The organism is Streptomyces sp. NPDC047043 (genome assembly GCF_040644055.1).
Classification (GTDB): Bacteria; Actinomycetota; Actinomycetes; order Streptomycetales; family Streptomycetaceae; genus Streptomyces.
Window position 1 is genome coordinate 1 of record NZ_JBEYVO010000049.1, and the last position, 16,683, is coordinate 16,683.

Below are 16,683 nucleotides of genomic sequence, written 5' to 3' on the forward strand. Positions count from 1 at the left end.
ACCCGCTACGACAAGACCGCCGAGTCCTACCAAGCAGCCGTCACCCTCGCATCGCTGCTGATGTGGGCGTGACATTTGAAGACAACTCCTAGGGCTCTCTGATGGATCTCCGCGGCGTCGCGACGCCCGGCACGCCGAGAGCACCCACCGAACGCCGCTCCTTCTCCCACGGAGATCCATCAGAAGAGCCCTAGCCGTCACGGAAGGCGATCAGCGAGGCCTTCGGCCGCAGCACGCAGAACTCGTTGCCCTCCGGGTCGGCCAGCACCACCCAGCCGACCGCGCTCCCCTGCCCGATGTCGACGCGCCGTGCGCCCAGGGCCAGGAGGCGCTCGACCTCCGCCTCCTGGTCGTCCGGAGCGAGGTCGAAGTGCAGCCGGTTCTTGACGGTCTTCGGATCGCTCACCGGCATGAAGCAGATACCGGTGACCGCGAACTCGTGGGGCCCGATGACGACTTCACGCGGCTTCTCCGACAGGACCTTCCAGTCGAGGACCCGGCACCAGAAGCGGGCAAGCCCGGGCAGGTCGTGCGCGTCGACGACGATGTGATGCAGCGAAACGGCCATACCGCAAAGGTATGGCCGTTTCGCACACGCAGTCGTCGGATCAGACGTTGAAGCCCAGCGCCCGAAGCTGCTCCCGCCCATCGTCCGTGATCTTGTCCGGCCCCCACGGCGGCATCCACACCCAGTTGATGCGCAGTTCGCTGACGAGGCCGTCCGTGGCGGACTTGGCCTGGTCCTCGATGACGTCCGTCAGCGGGCAGGCCGCCGAGGTCAGGGTCATGTCGACGGTGGCGATGTTCGCGTCGTCGACATGGATGCCGTAGATCAGGCCGAGGTTGACGACGTCGATGCCGAGTTCGGGGTCGACGACGTCCATCAGGGCCTCGCGGAGTTCCTCCTCCGAGGCGGGCTTGATCTCAACGGTGTCACTCATGCCGTCTTCCTTTCGGCGTCGGCTCCGCCCAGCGCCTGGGCCGTCGCGTCCTTCCACGCCATCCAGCTGAGGAGGGCGCACTTGACCCGGGCCGGGTACTTGGAGACGCCGGCGAACGCGACCGCGTCCTCCAGCACCTCCTCCATCGCGTCGTCCGGCTCGATCCGGCCCTTGGACTGCATCAGCTCCAGGAAGGTCTCCTGGATCTTCTGCGCCTCGGCGACGTCCTTGCCGACCAGCAGTTCGTTCAGTACGGACGCCGAGGCCTGGCTGATCGAGCAGCCCTGGCCCTCGTAGGAGACGTCCTCGATCTTCGTGCCGTCGTACTTCACGCGGAGGGTGATCTCGTCGCCGCACGTCGGGTTGACGTGGTGCACCTCGGCGTCGCCATCCCGCAAGCCCCGCCCGTGCGGGTGCTTGTAGTGGTCCAGGATGACTTCCTGGTACATCGAGTCCAGCTTCACGGTCTCAGCTCACGCCCTTCAGCCGAAGAAGTTCCGTACGTGCTCCAGCCCCTCGACCAGTGCGTCGATCTCGGCCGGCGTGGAGTACAGATAGAACGACGCTCGCGTGGTCGCAGGAATTCCGTAGCGCAGGCAGACCGGTCGCGCGCAGTGGTGGCCGACGCGGACCGCGATGCCCTGCTCGTCGAGGACCTGGCCCACGTCGTGCGGGTGTATGTCGCCGAGCGTGAAGGAGATCGCCGCGCCCCGGTCCTCGGCCGTGGTCGGGCCGATGATCCTGAGGTCCGGGACCTCCGTCAGACGCTTGACCGCGTACTCCGTCAGCGCGTGCTCGTGGGCGAGGATCTTGTCCATGCCGATCGCGGACAGGTAGTCGATCGCCGCGCCCAGGCCGACCGCCTGCGCGATCGGCGGCGTACCCGCCTCGAACTTGTGCGGGGCGGGAGCGTACGTCGACGAGTGCATCGACACCGTCTCGATCATCTCGCCGCCGCCCAGGAACGGGGGCAGGTCCTCGAGCAGCTCCTGACGGCCCCACAGGACGCCGATGCCGGTCGGGCCGCACATCTTGTGGCCGGTGAAGGCCACGAAGTCGGCCTGCAGCGACTGCACGTCCAGCGGCATGTGCGGCGCCGCCTGCGAGGCGTCGATGCACACCAGCGCACCGACCTCCTGCGCACGGCGCACGATCGCCTCGACGGGGTTGACCGTGCCGAGGATGTTCGACACCAGCACGAAGGAGACGATCTTCGTCTTCTCGGTGATGATCTCGTCGATGTTGGAGAGGTCCAGGCGACCGTCGTCGGTCAGGCCGAACCACTTCAGCTTCGCGCCCGTGCGCTGCGAGAGCAGCTGCCACGGCACGATGTTGGAGTGGTGCTCCATCTCCGTGATGACGATCTCGGTCTCGTGGTCCACGCGGTAGGGCTCGTCGGCCCAACCCAGCATGTTCGCCACGAGGTTGAGCGACTCGGAGGCGTTCTTGGTGAAGATCACCTCGTCGCGGCTGGGCGCGTTGATGAACGACGCGACCTTGTCGCGCGCGCCCTCGTACAGCGCCGTGGCCTCCTCGGCGAGCACATGCACACCGCGATGGACGTTGGCGTTGTAGCGCTCGTAGTACTCGTTCAGTGCGTCCAGCACCTGGCGCGGCTTCTGCGAGGTCGCAGCGTTGTCCAGGTACACGAGCTTCTTGCCGTCGTGGACCTGGCGGTCCAGGACGGGGAAGTCCTTGCGGATCGCCTCTGCGTCGAGGAGGCCCGGCAGCAGTGTCACGCGGATGCGCCACCCTTCGTGTACGCCTCGTAGCCCTCGTCCTCCAGCTTGTCCGCGAGCTCGGCGCCGCCGGACTCGACGATGCGACCGCCGGAGAAGACGTGGACGTGGTCGGGCTTGATGTAGCGCAGGATGCGCGTGTAGTGCGTGATCAGCAGGGTGCCGACCTCGCCGGTCTCGCGGACGCGGTTGACGCCCTCGGAGACGACGCGAAGGGCGTCGACGTCGAGGCCGGAGTCGGTCTCGTCGAGGATCGCGATCTTCGGCTTGAGCAGTTCGAGCTGGAGGATCTCGTGGCGCTTCTTCTCACCGCCGGAGAAGCCCTCGTTGACGTTGCGCTCGGCGAAGGAGGGGTCCATGTTGAGGCGCTCCATGGCCTCCTTGACCTCCTTGACCCAAAGACGCAGCTTGGGGGCCTCGCCGCGAATGGCGGTGGCGGACGTACGAAGGAAGTTGGAGACCGACACACCCGGGACCTCGACCGGGTACTGCATCGCGAGGAACAGGCCCGCGCGGGCGCGCTCGTCGACGGACATCTCCAGGACGTCCTCGCCGTCGAGGGTCACGGTGCCGCCGGTGATCGTGTACTTCGGGTGGCCCGCGAGGGAGTAGGCGAGGGTCGACTTGCCGGAGCCGTTGGGGCCCATGATGGCGTGCGTCTCGCCCTGCTTCACGGTCAGGTCGACGCCCTTGAGGATCTCCTTCGTGGCGTTGTCGGCCTCGACGGTGACGCGCAGGTCTCGGATTTCAAGCGTTGCCATGGATTGCCTCAGGACTCCTGGTTGAGGGAGACGAGAACGTCGTCCCCTTCGATCTTTACGGGGTATACGGGGACGGGGCGCGTCGCGGGTAGGCCGGACGGCTTGCCGGTGCGGAGGTCGAAGCTGGAGCCGTGCAGCCAGCACTCGATCTGGCAGTCCTCCACCTCGCCCTCGGAGAGCGAGACGTTCGCGTGGGAGCAGATGTCGTGGATGGCGAACACCTCCCCCTCGGTACGGACGACCGAGACCGGCGTGCCGTCGAGTTCCACCCGCTTCGGGGTGTCCTCCTCCAGCTCGCTCAGCCCACAGGCGCGTACGAACGACGTCATGCGACCGACGCCTCCAGCTCCTCTTCGATCTTCGCGATCAGGCGCTCCTCGATGTCGGCGACACCGATCTGCTGCACCAGCTCCGCGAAGAAGCCGCGGACGACGAGGCGGCGCGCCTCGTGCTCCGGGATGCCGCGGGCCATCAGGTAGAAGAGCTGCTCGTCGTCGAAGCGGCCGGTCGCCGAGGCGTGGCCGGCGCCGACGATCTCGCCGGTCTCGATCTCGAGGTTCGGCACGGAGTCGACCCGGGCGCCGTCGGTCAGAACCAGGTTGCGGTTCATCTCGTACGTGTCCGTGCCCTCGGCCTTGGCCTCGATGAGGACGTCGCCGATCCACACCGCGTGGGCGGCCTCGCCCTGCAGCGCGCCCTTGTAGACGACGTTGGACTTGCAGTGCGGGACGTTGTGGTCGACCAGGAGGCGGTGCTCCTGGTGCTGGCCGGCGTCCGTGAAGTACAGACCGAGCAGCTCGGCCTCGCCGCCGGGGCCGGCGTAGGAGACGCGCGGGTGCAGCCGTACGAGGTCGCCGCCGAAGGTCACCACGACCGACTTGAAGCTCGCGTCCCGCCCGATGAGGGCGTTGTGCTGGGCCACGTGCACGGCCTTGTCGTCCCAGTCCTGGACGGAGACGACGGTCAGCTTGGCGCCGTCGCCCAGGATGTAGTCGACGTTGGCGGCGAGCACGGCGTCACCGGTGTGGTCGATGACGACGACGGCCTCGGCGAAGGCTCCGAGCTCGACGACCTGGTGGCCGTAGCGGACTCCGCCCTCGCCGTGCACGGCGATGCGGATCGGCTCGGTGAGCACCGTCTCCTTGGGGACGGTGACCACGCCGGCCTTCTCGAACGCCGAGTACGCCTGGGCGGCGATGCGGTCCACGGGGGTGCCGGCCTTGCCGAGGCGCGGGTCGTCACGGTCGACGGTCTCGACGGTGACGCCCTCGGGGGCCTCGACGGCGACCTTCACGCCTTCGCCGGTGACGACGGCGGTGCCGTCGTGCAGCCCGCGCAGGCGCTCCAGCGGGGTGAACCGCCACTCCTCCTCGCGGCCGTGCGGGACCGGGAAGTCCGCAACGTCGAAGGACGGGGGCGCGCTCATGCGCGTGGCGACGGTCGACTCGGCGGCCACCGCGATCTGGCCGGCGGTGGTGGACCCCACCGGGATGTTCTGAGCCTCAGCCATGGCTGTCGGTCTGCTCTCTTCCTGCGTCAGAAATCTGGCTACTGCTTCGGAGTGCGGGGTCTCAGCCGACCGCGCCTTCCATCTGCAGCTCGATCAGCCGGTTGAGCTCGAGGGCGTACTCCATGGGCAGCTCCTTCGCGATGGGCTCGACGAAGCCGCGCACGATCATCGCCATCGCCTCGAACTCGCTGAGGCCGCGGCTCATCAGGTAGAAGAGCTGGTCCTCGGAGACCTTGGAGACGGTCGCCTCGTGGCCCATGGACACGTCGTCCTCGCGGACGTCCACGTAGGGGTACGTGTCGGAGCGGGAGATGGTGTCGACGAGCAGCGCGTCGCACAGCACGTTCGACTTGGAGCCGTGTGCGCCCTCGCCGATCTCGACGAGACCGCGGTAGGAGGTACGACCGCCACCGCGCGCCACCGACTTGGAGACGATGTTGGAGGAGGTGTTCGGCGCCATGTGGACCATCTTGGAGCCGGCGTCCTGGTGCTGCCCCTCGCCCGCGAAGGCGATGGAGAGGGTCTCGCCCTTGGCGTGCTCGCCCATCAGGTAGACGGCCGGGTACTTCATCGTCACCTTGGAGCCGATGTTGCCGTCGATCCACTCCATGGTCGCGCCCTCGTAGGCGACGGCGCGCTTGGTGACCAGGTTGTAGACGTTGTTCGACCAGTTCTGGATGGTCGTGTAGCGGCAGCGGGCGTTCTTCTTGACGATGATCTCGACGACCGCGGAGTGCAGCGAGTCCGACTTGTAGATCGGCGCCGTACAGCCCTCGACGTAGTGCACGTAGGCACCCTCGTCGACGATGATCAGGGTCCGCTCGAACTGGCCCATGTTCTCCGTGTTGATGCGGAAGTAGGCCTGGAGCGGGATCTCCACGTGCACGCCCTTCGGCACGTAGATGAAGGAGCCGCCGGACCACACCGCGGTGTTCAGCGACGCGAACTTGTTGTCGCCGACCGGGATGACGGTGCCGAAGTACTCCTTGAAGAGCTCCGGGTGCTCCTTCAGCGCGGTGTCGGTGTCCAGGAAGATGACGCCCTGCTCCTCCAGGTCCTCGCGGATCTGGTGGTAGACGACCTCGGACTCGTACTGGGCCGCGACACCGGCGACGAGGCGCTGCTTCTCCGCCTCGGGGATGCCGAGCTTGTCGTACGTGTTCTTGATGTCCTCGGGCAGGTCCTCCCAGGACTCCGCCTGCTTCTCCGTGGAACGCACGAAGTACTTGATGTTGTCGAAGTCGATGCCCGAGAGGTCCGAGCCCCAGTTCGGCATGGGCTTCTTCTCGAACAGGCGCAGGCCCTTGAGACGGAGCTTGGTCATCCACTCCGGCTCGTTCTTCTTGGCGGAAATGTCCCGGACGACGTCCTCGCTGAGACCGCGCTTGGCAGAGGCACCGGCCTCGTCGGAGTCGGCCCAGCCGTATTCGTAGTTGCCCAGGCCCTCGAGCTCAGGGTGGGCAGTCTCCGTGGGGAGAGTCATGCGGGGTTCCTCCCGGCCGTGCTTGCGGTTGCGTTGTCAGTGGTCTTGGAAATCTTGGGGATGAACGTCGTGCAGACGCCGTCGCCGTGCGCGATGGTCGCCAGCCGCTGGACGTGTGTGCCGAGCAGCTGGGAGAAGATCTCGGTCTCCGCCTCGCACAGCTGCGGGAACTTCTCCGCGACATGGGCCACCGGGCAGTGGTGCTGGCAGAGCTGCTCACCTTTTTGCGGGAGGGGGGCGCTGCGCGCCGTAGCAGCGTACCCGTCCGCGCTCAGGGCCTTGGCCAGGGCTTCCGTGCGTTCTTCGGGGGCGGCGGCCTCGATCGCCGCGCGGTAGGCGGCGGCCTGTTCGGCGATCCTCGCGCGCGCGAAGGCGACGACCGCCTCGTCCCCGCCGAAGCGCTCGGAGATCCAGCGCAGGGCGTCCGCGGCGAGCTTGTCGTAGGACTGGTCGAAGGCGTCGCGGCCGCAGTCGGTCAGGGCGAACACCTTGGCGGGACGGCCACGCGTCCGCGCGCCGTACACCCGCTGCTCCCGCGCCTCCACGACGTCGTCGGCGACCAGTGCGTCCAGATGCCGTCGTACGGCCGCGGGGGTGAGCCCCAGCCGTCCGGCCAGCTCGGTGACGGTCGACGGCCCGTGGTCCAGGATCGACCGCGCGACCCGGTTGCGCGTGGAGCGCTCCCCGGTCGCGTGCTCTTCCTGGTGCGCCCCCGTGGGGGTCTCCAGAGCCTCGCCGACGTTTTTCACAACGCCATTGTTGCGTAATTCCTCAGGACCGGGCAAGCCGCGTCCGGATCGATCGACGGTGCCCTACGTCACTTAGGTTCACCTAATCTGACCTGGGAAAACGATCTTTGATCGATCAAAGTCCAGCCAATTCGGTGGCGTCCCGCGACCCCTTCCGGAACACTCCCCAACCATGTCGACACCCCCTCCGACCGGCCCTCTTGTCACCCGCGACACAGTCGCCGCACAACTGCGCGGACTGGGCGTCGAGACCGGCGAGACCCTCCTCGTGCACTCCTCGCTCAGCAGCCTCGGCTGGGTCTGCGGGGGCCCCGTCGCGGTCGTCCAGGGACTGCTCGATGCGCTCGGCCATCAGGGGACGCTGGTCGTCCCGACCCAGACCGGCGACCTCTCGGACCCGGCACTGTGGGGGAACCCTCCGGTGCCCGAGGAGTGGTGGGAGCGCATACGGGCCACCATGCCCGCCTACGACCCCCTGATCACGCCCTCGCGCGGGGTCGGCGTGATCCCGGAGACCGTACGGCGGTGGCCGGGCGCCCTGCGCAGCGCCCACCCCCAGACGTCGTTCGCGGCAGTCGGCCCGCGCGCGGCGGAGATCGTCGACGGCCACGCGCCGGACTGCCGGCTCGGCGAGCGCAGTCCGCTGGCGCGGCTCGAGGCCCTGGGCGCCCGGGTGCTTCTGCTCGGGGCCGGCTATGGCAGCTGCACCAGCTTCCACCTGGCCGAGTACCGCATACCCTCGCCGCTGGTGAAGGTGGGCCGCCCCGGCCCGACGGGCTGGGAGGTGGTGACCGAGGTGTCGATCACCTCGGAGCGGTTCGACGAGCTCGGCTACGACTTCGAGCGGGACCGCCCCGTCGTACGGGGCACGGTGGGCGCGGCCGACGTACGGCTGTTCCCGGTTGCGGATGCGGTGGCGTACGCCCAGCGGTGGCTGGCGCTGCACCGCTCCCGCGAGGAGGAACTACCTGCTGGTGGAGATCCTGCACCCGCCGCTCCGGGGCGCGGACGGCGTACCTAGACTCTGGACCCATGCGAAGTGAGCCCGTGCTCCAGGTTCAGGCCCTGGTGAAGCGGTACGGCACGAAAACCGCCGTCGACGGCCTCGACCTGGTGGCCAGGGCGGGCGTGACCGCCGTACTCGGCCCGAACGGCGCGGGCAAGACGACCACGGTCGAGACGTGCGAGGGGTACCGGAAGCCCGACTCCGGGACGGTGCGCGTGCTGGGGCTCGACCCGGTGCGCGAGGCCCGCCTGCTGCATCCGCGGATCGGCGTGATGCTGCAGTCCGGCGGCGTGTACTCGGGTGCGCGGGCCGACGAGATGCTGCGGCACGTGGCGAAGCTGCACGCCAACCCGCTGGACGTGGACGCGCTCATCGAGCGGCTGGGCCTAGGCTCCTGCGGCCGGACGACGTACCGCCGGCTCTCCGGCGGCCAGCAGCAGCGCCTGGCCCTGGCCATGGCGGTCGTGGGCCGCCCCGAACTGGTCTTCCTCGACGAGCCGACCGCCGGCCTCGACCCGCAGGCCCGGCACGCCACCTGGGACCTGGTCCGCGACCTGCGCGCCGACGGCGTCTCGGTCGTCCTGACCACGCACTACATGGACGAGGCCGAGCAGCTCGCCGACGACGTCGCGATCATCGACGCGGGCCGGGTCATCGCCCAGGGCCACCCGGAGGAGCTGTGCCGCGGCGGCGCCGAGAACACGCTCCGCTTCACGGGCCGGCCGGGTCTGGACGTGGGGTCGCTGCTCAAGGCCCTGCCCGCCGACTGCACGGCCGCGGAGCTGACGCCGGGCTCGTACCGCGTCATCGGCAAGGTCGACCCGCAACTGCTGGCGACGGTGGCGTCCTGGTGCGCGCAGCACGGGGTGATGCCGGACCGGATCTCGGTCGAACGGCACACCCTCGAAGACGTATTCCTGGAGCTCACCGGCAAGGAGCTGCGCTCGTGACCACCGGCACCTATGCACCGCGGCCGGGTGCGGCCCCCCTCCCCCGCATGATCGCGGCGCAGGCCGCCCTCGAGACGAAGATGCTCCTGCGCAACGGCGAACAGCTCCTGCTGACCGTCGTGATCCCGACGCTGCTGCTCGTCCTGTTCAGCTCGGTGGACATCGTCGACACGGGCGCGGGCGAGGCAGTGGACTTCCTCGCGCCGGGCATCCTCGCCCTCGCGGTCATGTCCACGGCCTTCACGGGCCAGGCGATCGCCACGGGCTTCGAACGCCGCTACGGCGTCCTCAAGCGCCTGGCCTCCTCTCCGCTCCCCCGCTGGGGCCTGATGACCGCGAAGACGGCGTCGGTGCTGGTCACGGAGGTCCTCCAGGTCATCCTCCTGACGGTGATCGCCTTCGCACTGGGCTGGTCCCCGCACGGCAACCCGGCCGCCGTCCTGCTCCTGCTGATCCTGGGCACGGCGGCCTTCTCGGGCCTCGGCCTCCTGATGGCGGGCACGCTGAAGGCGGAGGCGACCCTGGCGGCTGCGAACCTGGTCTTCCTGCTGCTCCTCGTGGGCGGCGGCGTGATCGTCCCGATGGACAAGTTCCCGCAGGGCGCGCAGGACGTGTTGGGCCTGCTGCCGATCTCCGCCCTGTCGGACGGGTTGCGGGACGTGCTGCAGCACGGGGCCGGTATGCCGTGGGGGGACCTGGGGATTCTGGGCGTGTGGGCGGTCGTGGGGCTGGCGGTGGCGGGGAGGTTCTTCCGCTGGGAGTAGCCCGGGCGCAGTGGACGTCGTGGACCCTCGTGAATACGTGCACAAGCAGCCCCCTACGATGGAACGCGTGCCAAACGTGACCCGCGCCGATGCCCTGGCGGCCGTGCGCAACCCGCTCGCCTTCATCGCCGGACGCTGGACCCCGGAACCCCGGACGGTTCAGCGGTCGGCCCTTTCCGCGCTCGTCATGTCGGTGGTGATCGTGGTCACCGGCGGTGCGGTGCGGCTGACCGGTTCCGGGCTCGGCTGCCCGACCTGGCCCAAGTGCACCGCCACCTCGCTCGCCCCCACGGGGGCGATGAACGTCCACAGCGCCATCGAGTTCGGCAACCGCATGCTGACTTACGTGCTGTGCGCGGCCATCGGCTGGGCGATCGTCGCCGCGCGCTCCGAGAAGCCGTACCGGCGCAGTCTGACCCGTCTGGGCTGGGCGCAGTTCTGGCTGGTGATGGGCAATGCGGTGCTCGGCGGTGTCGTGGTTCTGGTCGGGCTCAACCCCTACACGGTCGCGGCGCACTTCCTGCTCGCCTCGGCGCTGATCGCGGTCGCCACCGTGATGTGGCAGCGCACCCGCGAGGGCGACGGGGCGCCCCGGTCGCTGGTCGGCAAGCCCGTGCAGCAGATGGTGTGGTTCCTGGTCGCCGCCTCGGTGCTGCTGATCGCGGTCGGCACGGTGGTGACCGGCGCCGGTCCGCACGCGGGCGACTCCAGCGAGGTCGAGCGCATGCCGCTGGACTGGGAGACGATCAGCAAGCTGCACGCCGTACTGGCCTGGATCGTGGTCACCTTGACCTTCGCCCTGTGGTTCGTCCTCAAGGCGGTCGACGCCCCCGCGGCGCCCCTGCACCGCACCCGGGAGCTCTTCCTGGTCCTGCTCTCGCAGGGCGTCATCGGCTACGTCCAGTACTTCACCAACCTCCCCGAAGCCCTGGTCGGCCTGCACATGCTGGGCTCGGGCCTGGTGTGGATCTGGGTGCTCAGGGTGCTGCTGGCGCTGCGGGAGCGGCCCGGTGGCGACCTCGGGATTCCGGGGCCCGCACAGGCCGGCTCATCGGTCGGGGCAGGAGTCTGAGGAGGTCCCGGGCCGCCCCAGCCCCTCGCCGGGGCTGTCCTGCGGTGGCGTCAGCAGTGTGTTGAACACGGCGCGCAGCTTGTCCACCGTCTGCCGGGAGAACATCCCGACCAGCGCGGCCACGGCGGTCACACCGTACGGGTTGATGTCGCTGGACGAGGCCATGCTCGTCGTCAGCCCACCGCGCAGGACGCAATACACGACGAGCGCCAGGATCGCCCCCACGAACGGCTCCAGAAGGTACATCGTGATCCAGCTGCGCCGCAGTTTCCGGTCGCCGACGTACTCGTAGACCGAGCGCAGCACGTGGATGAGCGCGCCCAGGCCGCCGGCGGACGCCACGACCAGGAAGAGCCGTGTGTCGCGCAGCAGCCCGGGCACCCAGAACAGGATCCGGATCCGGTCGGCGTGCAGTGCCCCACCCTTCGCCCCGGCGGGCGGCGGCCAGGCCTGCACCAGCACGGTGCCGAGCATGACGGTGAGGACCAGCAGTACGGCGATGAGGACGACGACGTCCCGCGGTGCCGCCAGAACCGGGTCCCGCGGAGGCGGCTCCCCCTGCGCCACCGCGGTCCCCTAGTCCGTGACCGAACTCTGGGGCTCCAGCAGACCGGCCTGCTCGAGGCAGGTGACACCGCGTGGCGTGATGCTCCAGACGTTGCGCCGCCACTGCTTGTCCTTCCACGCCACGCCTGATGACAGGAGCTTGCGGCCGACCCGGCTGATCTCCGTGATGTCCACCTGGAGCCGCTCGGCGAGCTGTTCGTTGCTCAAGCCGGGCTCGTGTGCGATCGCCGTCAGGAAGCGGGCGGCATGCCCGTGCGGGTCGAGGTTCAGCTGCAGCCCCGACGGCAGCCGGCGCAGCGCCCAGAACGTGATGTCGATCTGACCGAGGAGACGGCCGCGCTGTCCGGCGGCCTTGGGGTCGGAGTTCTCCTCCTGCGGTCCGAGATGCCCGTACAGCCGTCGCAACCCGTCGTGGGCCGCGCGCAGGGCCGGCTCGTCGGCGGCCAGGGACGCATCGGTGATGAGCATGCCCAGGGAGCTGAAGCACCCCTCCGTCATCCCGGAGTCCATCTGCATCTCGTCGATCAGGTTCCGTACCTCGGTCACCCTGTCGTGCCGACCGCTCTCCCACTCGTTCATGACGTCTCCCCCGATCTCCACTCCTCGGCTTCCTGGTCCCTCTCACCATGCACCGATGTCAAGTGAGTGTCAAGTGACGGCGGGATGATTCTTTCCGGAACCTGGAAAGATCGCCGGGAAATCCCATGGGAGATCGCCGAGTCCCATTTGTTACATGCAGGTCGGCACACTCAATGCGCATATTCGGCGAGCGCCGTTAACATCTGGTTACGCGCTCACGCATCGGGGGGATGAACCATGAACGATGAAATGCCGCGCGCCACCGTACATTCGATCAACGGGGTTGAATTAACAGCCGATCCGGCCGACCTCTTCGTGATTCTTTACGATCTGCTTCCGGAAGAGCGCTTCCGTGCCGACGAAGCGATCGATTGGTTGCGGAATTCGACCGTTCGCGAAAAGGCCGACCACATCTGCAGGCAGGTGCTGCGGACCGGCCGCGTCACCGAGAAGCTGGCGGGCGACATCGTCCACGAGGTCGACAACCACGGCCACCTGGGCATGTTCACCGCCCTGGTCGGCCTGGACCGGGCCCTGGCCGCGGCCAACCCGTTCAACACGCGCTTCGACGACCCGACCATGGACTGGCTCAGGGTCCGCTACATCCGCCACAACCGTCTCAACACCCCGCGCCGGACGACGGGGCTGCTCCTGCCGCGCTGCGCACGGCCGGGAAAGGTGATGGCGGAGTGGGAGAACAAGGCGGATTTCTTCGACGTCCACCGAGTCACTCCGGACGACTGCCGACGAATCCGGCTCACCCGGATACCCGCCCTGAATGATCCGGGATTCAAGGGCGAGGAATCGATTTCCATCGGTGCCGTTCCCATGCTGGAAAGGTATACCGATCTGAAGTTCGAATGGGAGAAGAAGGGTCCAGGCCGCCGATATCGGATCACGCCCTCTGAGGATCTCGGCGGACGCATCGGCAAGGCGGTCCGCAATCTCTGGGAATCGGACGCCGAGATCGGCGTGCTGCCCGAGAGCACGGTGTCGGCTCCGCTGCTCAGGGACTGGAAGAACGTGCTCAGGGAGCTGCCCCAGGACAGCGGCCTGCGGTGGCTTCTGGTGGGCACCGGTCCGCTCACCGACACCAACCCGCCCCCGAACCGGGCGGTCCTGATCGACTGCCGTACCCGCGAGGTGATCCTGCGGCAGGACAAGATGGCGGGCTTCACCGTCACCACCGATCTGGCCGACCAGTGGCGGCTGCCCGGCGGACCGCACCAGGGGCTCGCCCGCGAGGACATCAACCGGGGCACGGAAATCACCGTGCTGGAGAGCTCGCTGGGCCGCCTCGCCGTCTTCATCTGCGAGGACATCAAGCAGTCGGTGCGCTGGGCCGCCCAGCTCCAGGCCCTGGGCGTCTCCCACATCCTCGTCCCGCTGTTCGCTGCTCCCATCCTGCGCGCGCGGCCCCAGTGGGAGCGCCAGGCGGCACAGCGGTGCATCGAGGAGTTCGGCGCCTGGGTCGTCCTGTCCAACAGCCTGGCGGTCGGCGCGGAGATGGAGACACCGGACCACGTCGAACCCGGGGACGGCTTCAACTGCGTCGTGGTGGGACCGCGCTCGCACAAGGCGACCACGTACGCCGACTACGACACCCAGTTCTGCCGCGCCGACAGCGCCGTGGACGTGTCCCGCGTGCACTACCGCAACGACTCACCGGAGACCACCGACGACGGCACGCCGCCGCCCCTGCCCACCCTGCGACCGGGCTGGTCGGAGGTGGAGCCGGTCTACACGGACGTGGACGACGAGCCGGACTGGGGAGAGGCCGGGTAGCCGGTCCGGGGTGCCGTGCGGCTCACCCGAGTCCGTACACCCTCCGCGCGTTCCCCGCCGCCACCATCCCCGCCACCCGCTGCGCATCCGCCGGCGACCACGCGCCCTCGGCCACCCAGCCGCCCAGCACCCGGCCGAGGGCCTCCCGGAACAGCCGGGCCCCGACCACGTGCAGTTCGGGCAGGCCGTGGGCCCCGCTGGAGAAGAGGAGCTTGCCGAAGGGGGCCAGTTCCAGGAGTTCGGCGAGGACGGTCGCGGCGCGGGCGCCGGTGCGGACCAGGGCGGCGCCGGAGTCGGCATAGACGTGCGGGAAGACGCCGGCGAGATGGGCGGCGTGGCGGTGGTACGGGTAGCCGTGCAGCAGGACCACGTCCGTGCCCAGGCCCGCGGTCGCCCGTACGAAGTCGGTGAGCAGAACCGGGTCCGTGCGGTCGATGCGCAGGCCTGGTTCGCCGAGCCCCGCGTGGAGTTGGAGCGGCAGGCCGGAGGCGACCGCGATCCACAGCAGGTGCCGTAGCAGGACCGGATCGGTCAGTTCGCCGCCCACCCTGCGGTCCGCCAGCCACCGGCCCGCCGCGCCCCGTACCTCGCCCGGGCCGGGCGGCTCGGGTGCCAGCGCCAGTCCGTGCCGTACGCCCGCCACGGAGGTGAAGGCCACGGCGTTCGCGGCGGCTCCGTGCACCGACTCGGCGAGGTTGGCGAGAAAGGACTCGACGGTGCCGGAGGTGTCGGCGACCTGTTCGGCCAGCAGCTCCAGACGCACGATCTCCCGGGCGTCGGCGGCGCCCACGGAGGCCATCTCGGAGGGGCCGGTCAGATCGCCGGGCAACCCCGTGTCGACCAGATATGTCGTGATACCACTGCCGCGCAGCAGCCTGCGGCCCGACTCCAGTACGCCCAGTTCACGACGCCGGGCGAGATAGCGGGCGGGGGGACAGTGCGGTTCCAGGCCGAGCAGTGGGGGGCACCAGCGTCGTACGGCGAAACCGGTCTGGGTGTCGAAGAGGGTGGTTCCGGCCGCGGGCGGCCCCTCCGTGCGGGCCAGCTGGGCCTCGAAGGTGCCGAGGCCCAGCTCCGTCCGCAGTACTCCGTGGCAGTACTGGTCCACGAGGGACGGCGTTTCGATCATCCGGACTCCCCGTGTCGGACCCTGCGCTCGTACAGGTCCTAACGGGTGAACCGGGCACTAGGTGTTGGTCTCACACACCCGGTGTGAACCGCCGACGGTTGTCAGCCGTTGCTGGGGCCGCCCACCTGGATGCCCGCCATGCGCGTCCACTCGTACGGCCCGGTCTTCACCTTGGCCGCGAACTCGCCGTCGAACGCCTCGTGGACGGTGATGCCCGACTTCTCCACGGCCTGCTCGGCGATCTCGTACGACGGCGCCACCAGGTCGCCCCAGCCGCCGTCCTCGCCGACGAGGACGATGCGCGCGCCGCGCTCGCCGATGTAGGCCACCTGACCCTCGGCCCCGCCGTGCGCCTTGGAGAAGGCGCCGATCTGCTTGGCGAGCTTCGCCACCCTGCGCTCGGCCTTGGGATCTACCTGCTGCGTGTCTGCCATGGCCAGGATGCTACCGACGGGTAGATCAAACGGCGACGGGCGGGGTGCGTGGCCTTGACCACGCACCCCGCCCGAAGCGACGTACAGAGAGGGACTAACGGAGGAACGGGTCCACCGCGACCGCGACGAACAGGATCGACACATAGGTGATCGACCAGTGGAACAGGCGCATCTCCTTGAGCTTCGCGCCCGTCACCTCCGCCTTGGCGCGGTTCTGCAGCCCGTGCGCCTCCCACAGCCAGAAGCCGCCGGCCAGCAGCGCCACGAGCGTGTAGAACCAGCCCGTGTAGCCGAGGGGGGTGAGAAGGAGCGAGACGGCGACCATCACCCAGCTGTAGATGACGATCTGCTTGGCGACCACCTTGTTGGAGGCGACGACCGGCAGCATCGGCACGCCCACGCGCGCGTAGTCGTCCTTGACCTTCATGGACAGCGGCCAGTAGTGCGGCGGCGTCCAGAAGAACATGACGAGGAAGAGGATGACCGGCGCCCACGACATGGAGTTCGTGACGGACGACCAGCCGATCAGCACCGGGAGGCAGCCGGCGATGCCGCCCCACACGATGTTCTGCGAGGTACGGCGCTTGAGGATCATCGTGTAGACGACGACGTAGAAGAGGAGTGCGCCGAGGGAGAGCCAGGCGCTCAGCCAGTTGACGGCGAAGCCGAACAGGAGCGTGGAGACCACCGCGAGCGTGATGCCGAATGCCAGGCATTCGCGGGGGCTGACCATTCCCGTCACCAGCGGGCGCTGCGAGGTGCGGTCCATGAGGGCGTCGATGTCGCGGTCGATGTACATGTTCAGCGCGTTGGCGCCGCCCGCCGAGAGGTAGCCGCCGACGCAGGTGAGCAGCACCAGCGTCAGGTCCGGCACACCCTGCTGGGCCAGGAACATCACCGGAACGGTGGTGATGAGCAGAAGCTCGATGATCCGCGGCTTCGTCAGCGCCACGAACGCCTTGACACGGGCCCCGAACGGCCGGTGACTCGAGCTCCTGCTCTCCCCCAGCACCCCGGCTGGACGGGATTCGACGGCCGTCACGCACACCCCTACAGAGACATCCCAGCAGGCCCCACCCGTGTGAAGTACCGGTAAAGGCCCGCGCGTACCACGCCACTGTAGACGTTGCCCATACCCCGACCTTCGCGGGGGTGGGGTCGTGTTGGGAGGGGGCGCCGACCAGCGTCCTTGGGGGCCGCTCATCGGTCGCACT

General features: G+C 68.8%; 19 protein-coding genes. 5 read left to right on the top strand and 14 right to left on the bottom strand.

Annotated elements, in window-relative coordinates; genetic code table 11:
- Positions 1–190: 190 nt before the first annotated feature.
- The 9 genes from ABZ880_RS49110 to ABZ880_RS49150 form a co-directional block, all read right to left on the bottom strand.
- Entirely contained in the window at positions 191–568 is a 378-nt protein-coding gene (locus ABZ880_RS49110) for a VOC family protein (RefSeq protein ID WP_361277585.1), read from the bottom strand.
- Between the two features lie 40 nt (positions 569–608).
- Positions 609–941, bottom strand: a complete 333-nt coding sequence (locus tag ABZ880_RS49115; protein WP_132854537.1) for a metal-sulfur cluster assembly factor — start codon at positions 939–941, stop codon at positions 609–611.
- On the bottom strand, positions 938–1,405 hold the full coding sequence (gene sufU / locus ABZ880_RS49120; RefSeq protein ID WP_361277586.1) for a Fe-S cluster assembly sulfur transfer protein SufU: 468 nt from the start codon (positions 1,403–1,405) through the stop codon (positions 938–940). The genes ABZ880_RS49115 and sufU overlap by 4 nt, the downstream gene beginning before the upstream one ends.
- 18 nt (positions 1,406–1,423) lie before the next feature.
- Positions 1,424–2,680, bottom strand: a complete 1,257-nt coding sequence (locus ABZ880_RS49125) for a cysteine desulfurase (protein ID WP_361277587.1) — start codon at positions 2,678–2,680, stop codon at positions 1,424–1,426.
- Complete coding sequence (gene sufC / locus ABZ880_RS49130; protein WP_361277588.1) at positions 2,677–3,441, bottom strand: Fe-S cluster assembly ATPase SufC; 765 nt, start codon at positions 3,439–3,441, stop codon at positions 2,677–2,679. Before sufC ends, ABZ880_RS49125 begins: the two co-directional genes overlap by 4 nt.
- A gap of 8 nt (positions 3,442–3,449) precedes the next feature.
- Positions 3,450–3,770 carry a non-heme iron oxygenase ferredoxin subunit gene (locus ABZ880_RS49135; RefSeq protein ID WP_361277589.1) on the bottom strand — a complete coding sequence of 107 codons (321 nt, stop codon included), beginning with the start codon at positions 3,768–3,770 and terminating at the stop codon, positions 3,450–3,452.
- Positions 3,767–4,951 carry a Fe-S cluster assembly protein SufD gene (sufD, locus tag ABZ880_RS49140; RefSeq protein WP_361277590.1) on the bottom strand — a complete coding sequence of 395 codons (1,185 nt, stop codon included), beginning with the start codon at positions 4,949–4,951 and terminating at the stop codon, positions 3,767–3,769. Before sufD ends, ABZ880_RS49135 begins: the two co-directional genes overlap by 4 nt.
- Before the next feature lie 61 nt (positions 4,952–5,012).
- Positions 5,013–6,434 carry a Fe-S cluster assembly protein SufB gene (gene sufB, locus ABZ880_RS49145; protein WP_361277591.1) on the bottom strand — a complete coding sequence of 474 codons (1,422 nt, stop codon included), beginning with the start codon at positions 6,432–6,434 and terminating at the stop codon, positions 5,013–5,015.
- Positions 6,431–7,183, bottom strand: a complete 753-nt coding sequence (locus ABZ880_RS49150) for a metalloregulator ArsR/SmtB family transcription factor (protein ID WP_361277592.1) — start codon at positions 7,181–7,183, stop codon at positions 6,431–6,433. The genes sufB and ABZ880_RS49150 overlap by 4 nt, the downstream gene beginning before the upstream one ends.
- Before the next feature lie 172 nt (positions 7,184–7,355).
- On the opposite strand from ABZ880_RS49150, the gene ABZ880_RS49155 reads away from it, so the two are divergent.
- The 4 genes from ABZ880_RS49155 to ABZ880_RS49170 are packed head-to-tail and all read left to right on the top strand — an operon-like array spanning position 7,356 to position 10,975.
- Positions 7,356–8,204 carry an AAC(3) family N-acetyltransferase gene (locus ABZ880_RS49155; RefSeq protein WP_361277593.1) on the top strand — a complete coding sequence of 283 codons (849 nt, stop codon included), beginning with the start codon at positions 7,356–7,358 and terminating at the stop codon, positions 8,202–8,204.
- Between the two features lie 11 nt (positions 8,205–8,215).
- The gene (locus ABZ880_RS49160; protein WP_361277594.1) at positions 8,216–9,139 is read left to right on the top strand and encodes an ABC transporter ATP-binding protein; all 924 of its coding nucleotides are present in this window, start codon (positions 8,216–8,218) and stop codon (positions 9,137–9,139) included.
- 47 nt (positions 9,140–9,186) lie between these two features.
- Positions 9,187–9,903 (top strand): ABC transporter permease, encoded by a 717-nt coding sequence (locus ABZ880_RS49165; protein WP_361277651.1) that lies wholly within the window; start codon positions 9,187–9,189, stop codon positions 9,901–9,903.
- 58 nt (positions 9,904–9,961) lie between these two features.
- Complete coding sequence (locus tag ABZ880_RS49170) at positions 9,962–10,975, top strand: COX15/CtaA family protein (protein WP_361277595.1); 1,014 nt, start codon at positions 9,962–9,964, stop codon at positions 10,973–10,975.
- Here the strand turns inward: ABZ880_RS49170 and ABZ880_RS49175 are convergent.
- Together ABZ880_RS49175 and ABZ880_RS49180 are read right to left on the bottom strand one after the other, a co-directional pair.
- Entirely contained in the window at positions 10,952–11,542 is a 591-nt protein-coding gene (locus ABZ880_RS49175; protein ID WP_361277596.1) for a hypothetical protein, read from the bottom strand. The two genes, ABZ880_RS49170 and ABZ880_RS49175, sit on opposite strands and share 24 nt — an antisense overlap.
- Positions 11,543–11,551: 9 nt before the next feature.
- Entirely contained in the window at positions 11,552–12,121 is a 570-nt protein-coding gene (locus ABZ880_RS49180; protein ID WP_361277597.1) for a hypothetical protein, read from the bottom strand.
- Between the two features lie 237 nt (positions 12,122–12,358).
- Here ABZ880_RS49180 and ABZ880_RS49185 point away from each other — a divergent pair, with 237 nt between their 5' ends.
- The gene (locus ABZ880_RS49185; RefSeq protein WP_361277598.1) at positions 12,359–13,906 is read left to right on the top strand and encodes a hypothetical protein; all 1,548 of its coding nucleotides are present in this window, start codon (positions 12,359–12,361) and stop codon (positions 13,904–13,906) included.
- A gap of 22 nt (positions 13,907–13,928) precedes the next feature.
- Here ABZ880_RS49185 and ABZ880_RS49190 read toward each other — a convergent pair whose 3' ends face one another.
- The 3 genes from ABZ880_RS49190 to ABZ880_RS49200 form a co-directional block, all read right to left on the bottom strand.
- Positions 13,929–15,035: an amidohydrolase family protein gene (locus ABZ880_RS49190; protein ID WP_361277599.1), complete on the bottom strand. Its 1,107-nt coding sequence runs from the start codon at positions 15,033–15,035 to the stop codon at positions 13,929–13,931.
- Positions 15,036–15,136: 101 nt separating this feature from the next.
- Positions 15,137–15,469: a hypothetical protein gene (locus ABZ880_RS49195; protein ID WP_361277600.1), complete on the bottom strand. Its 333-nt coding sequence runs from the start codon at positions 15,467–15,469 to the stop codon at positions 15,137–15,139.
- Positions 15,470–15,563: 94 nt separating this feature from the next.
- Positions 15,564–16,517, bottom strand: a complete 954-nt coding sequence (locus ABZ880_RS49200) for a heme o synthase (RefSeq protein WP_361277601.1) — start codon at positions 16,515–16,517, stop codon at positions 15,564–15,566.
- Positions 16,518–16,683: the final 166 nt, after the last annotated feature.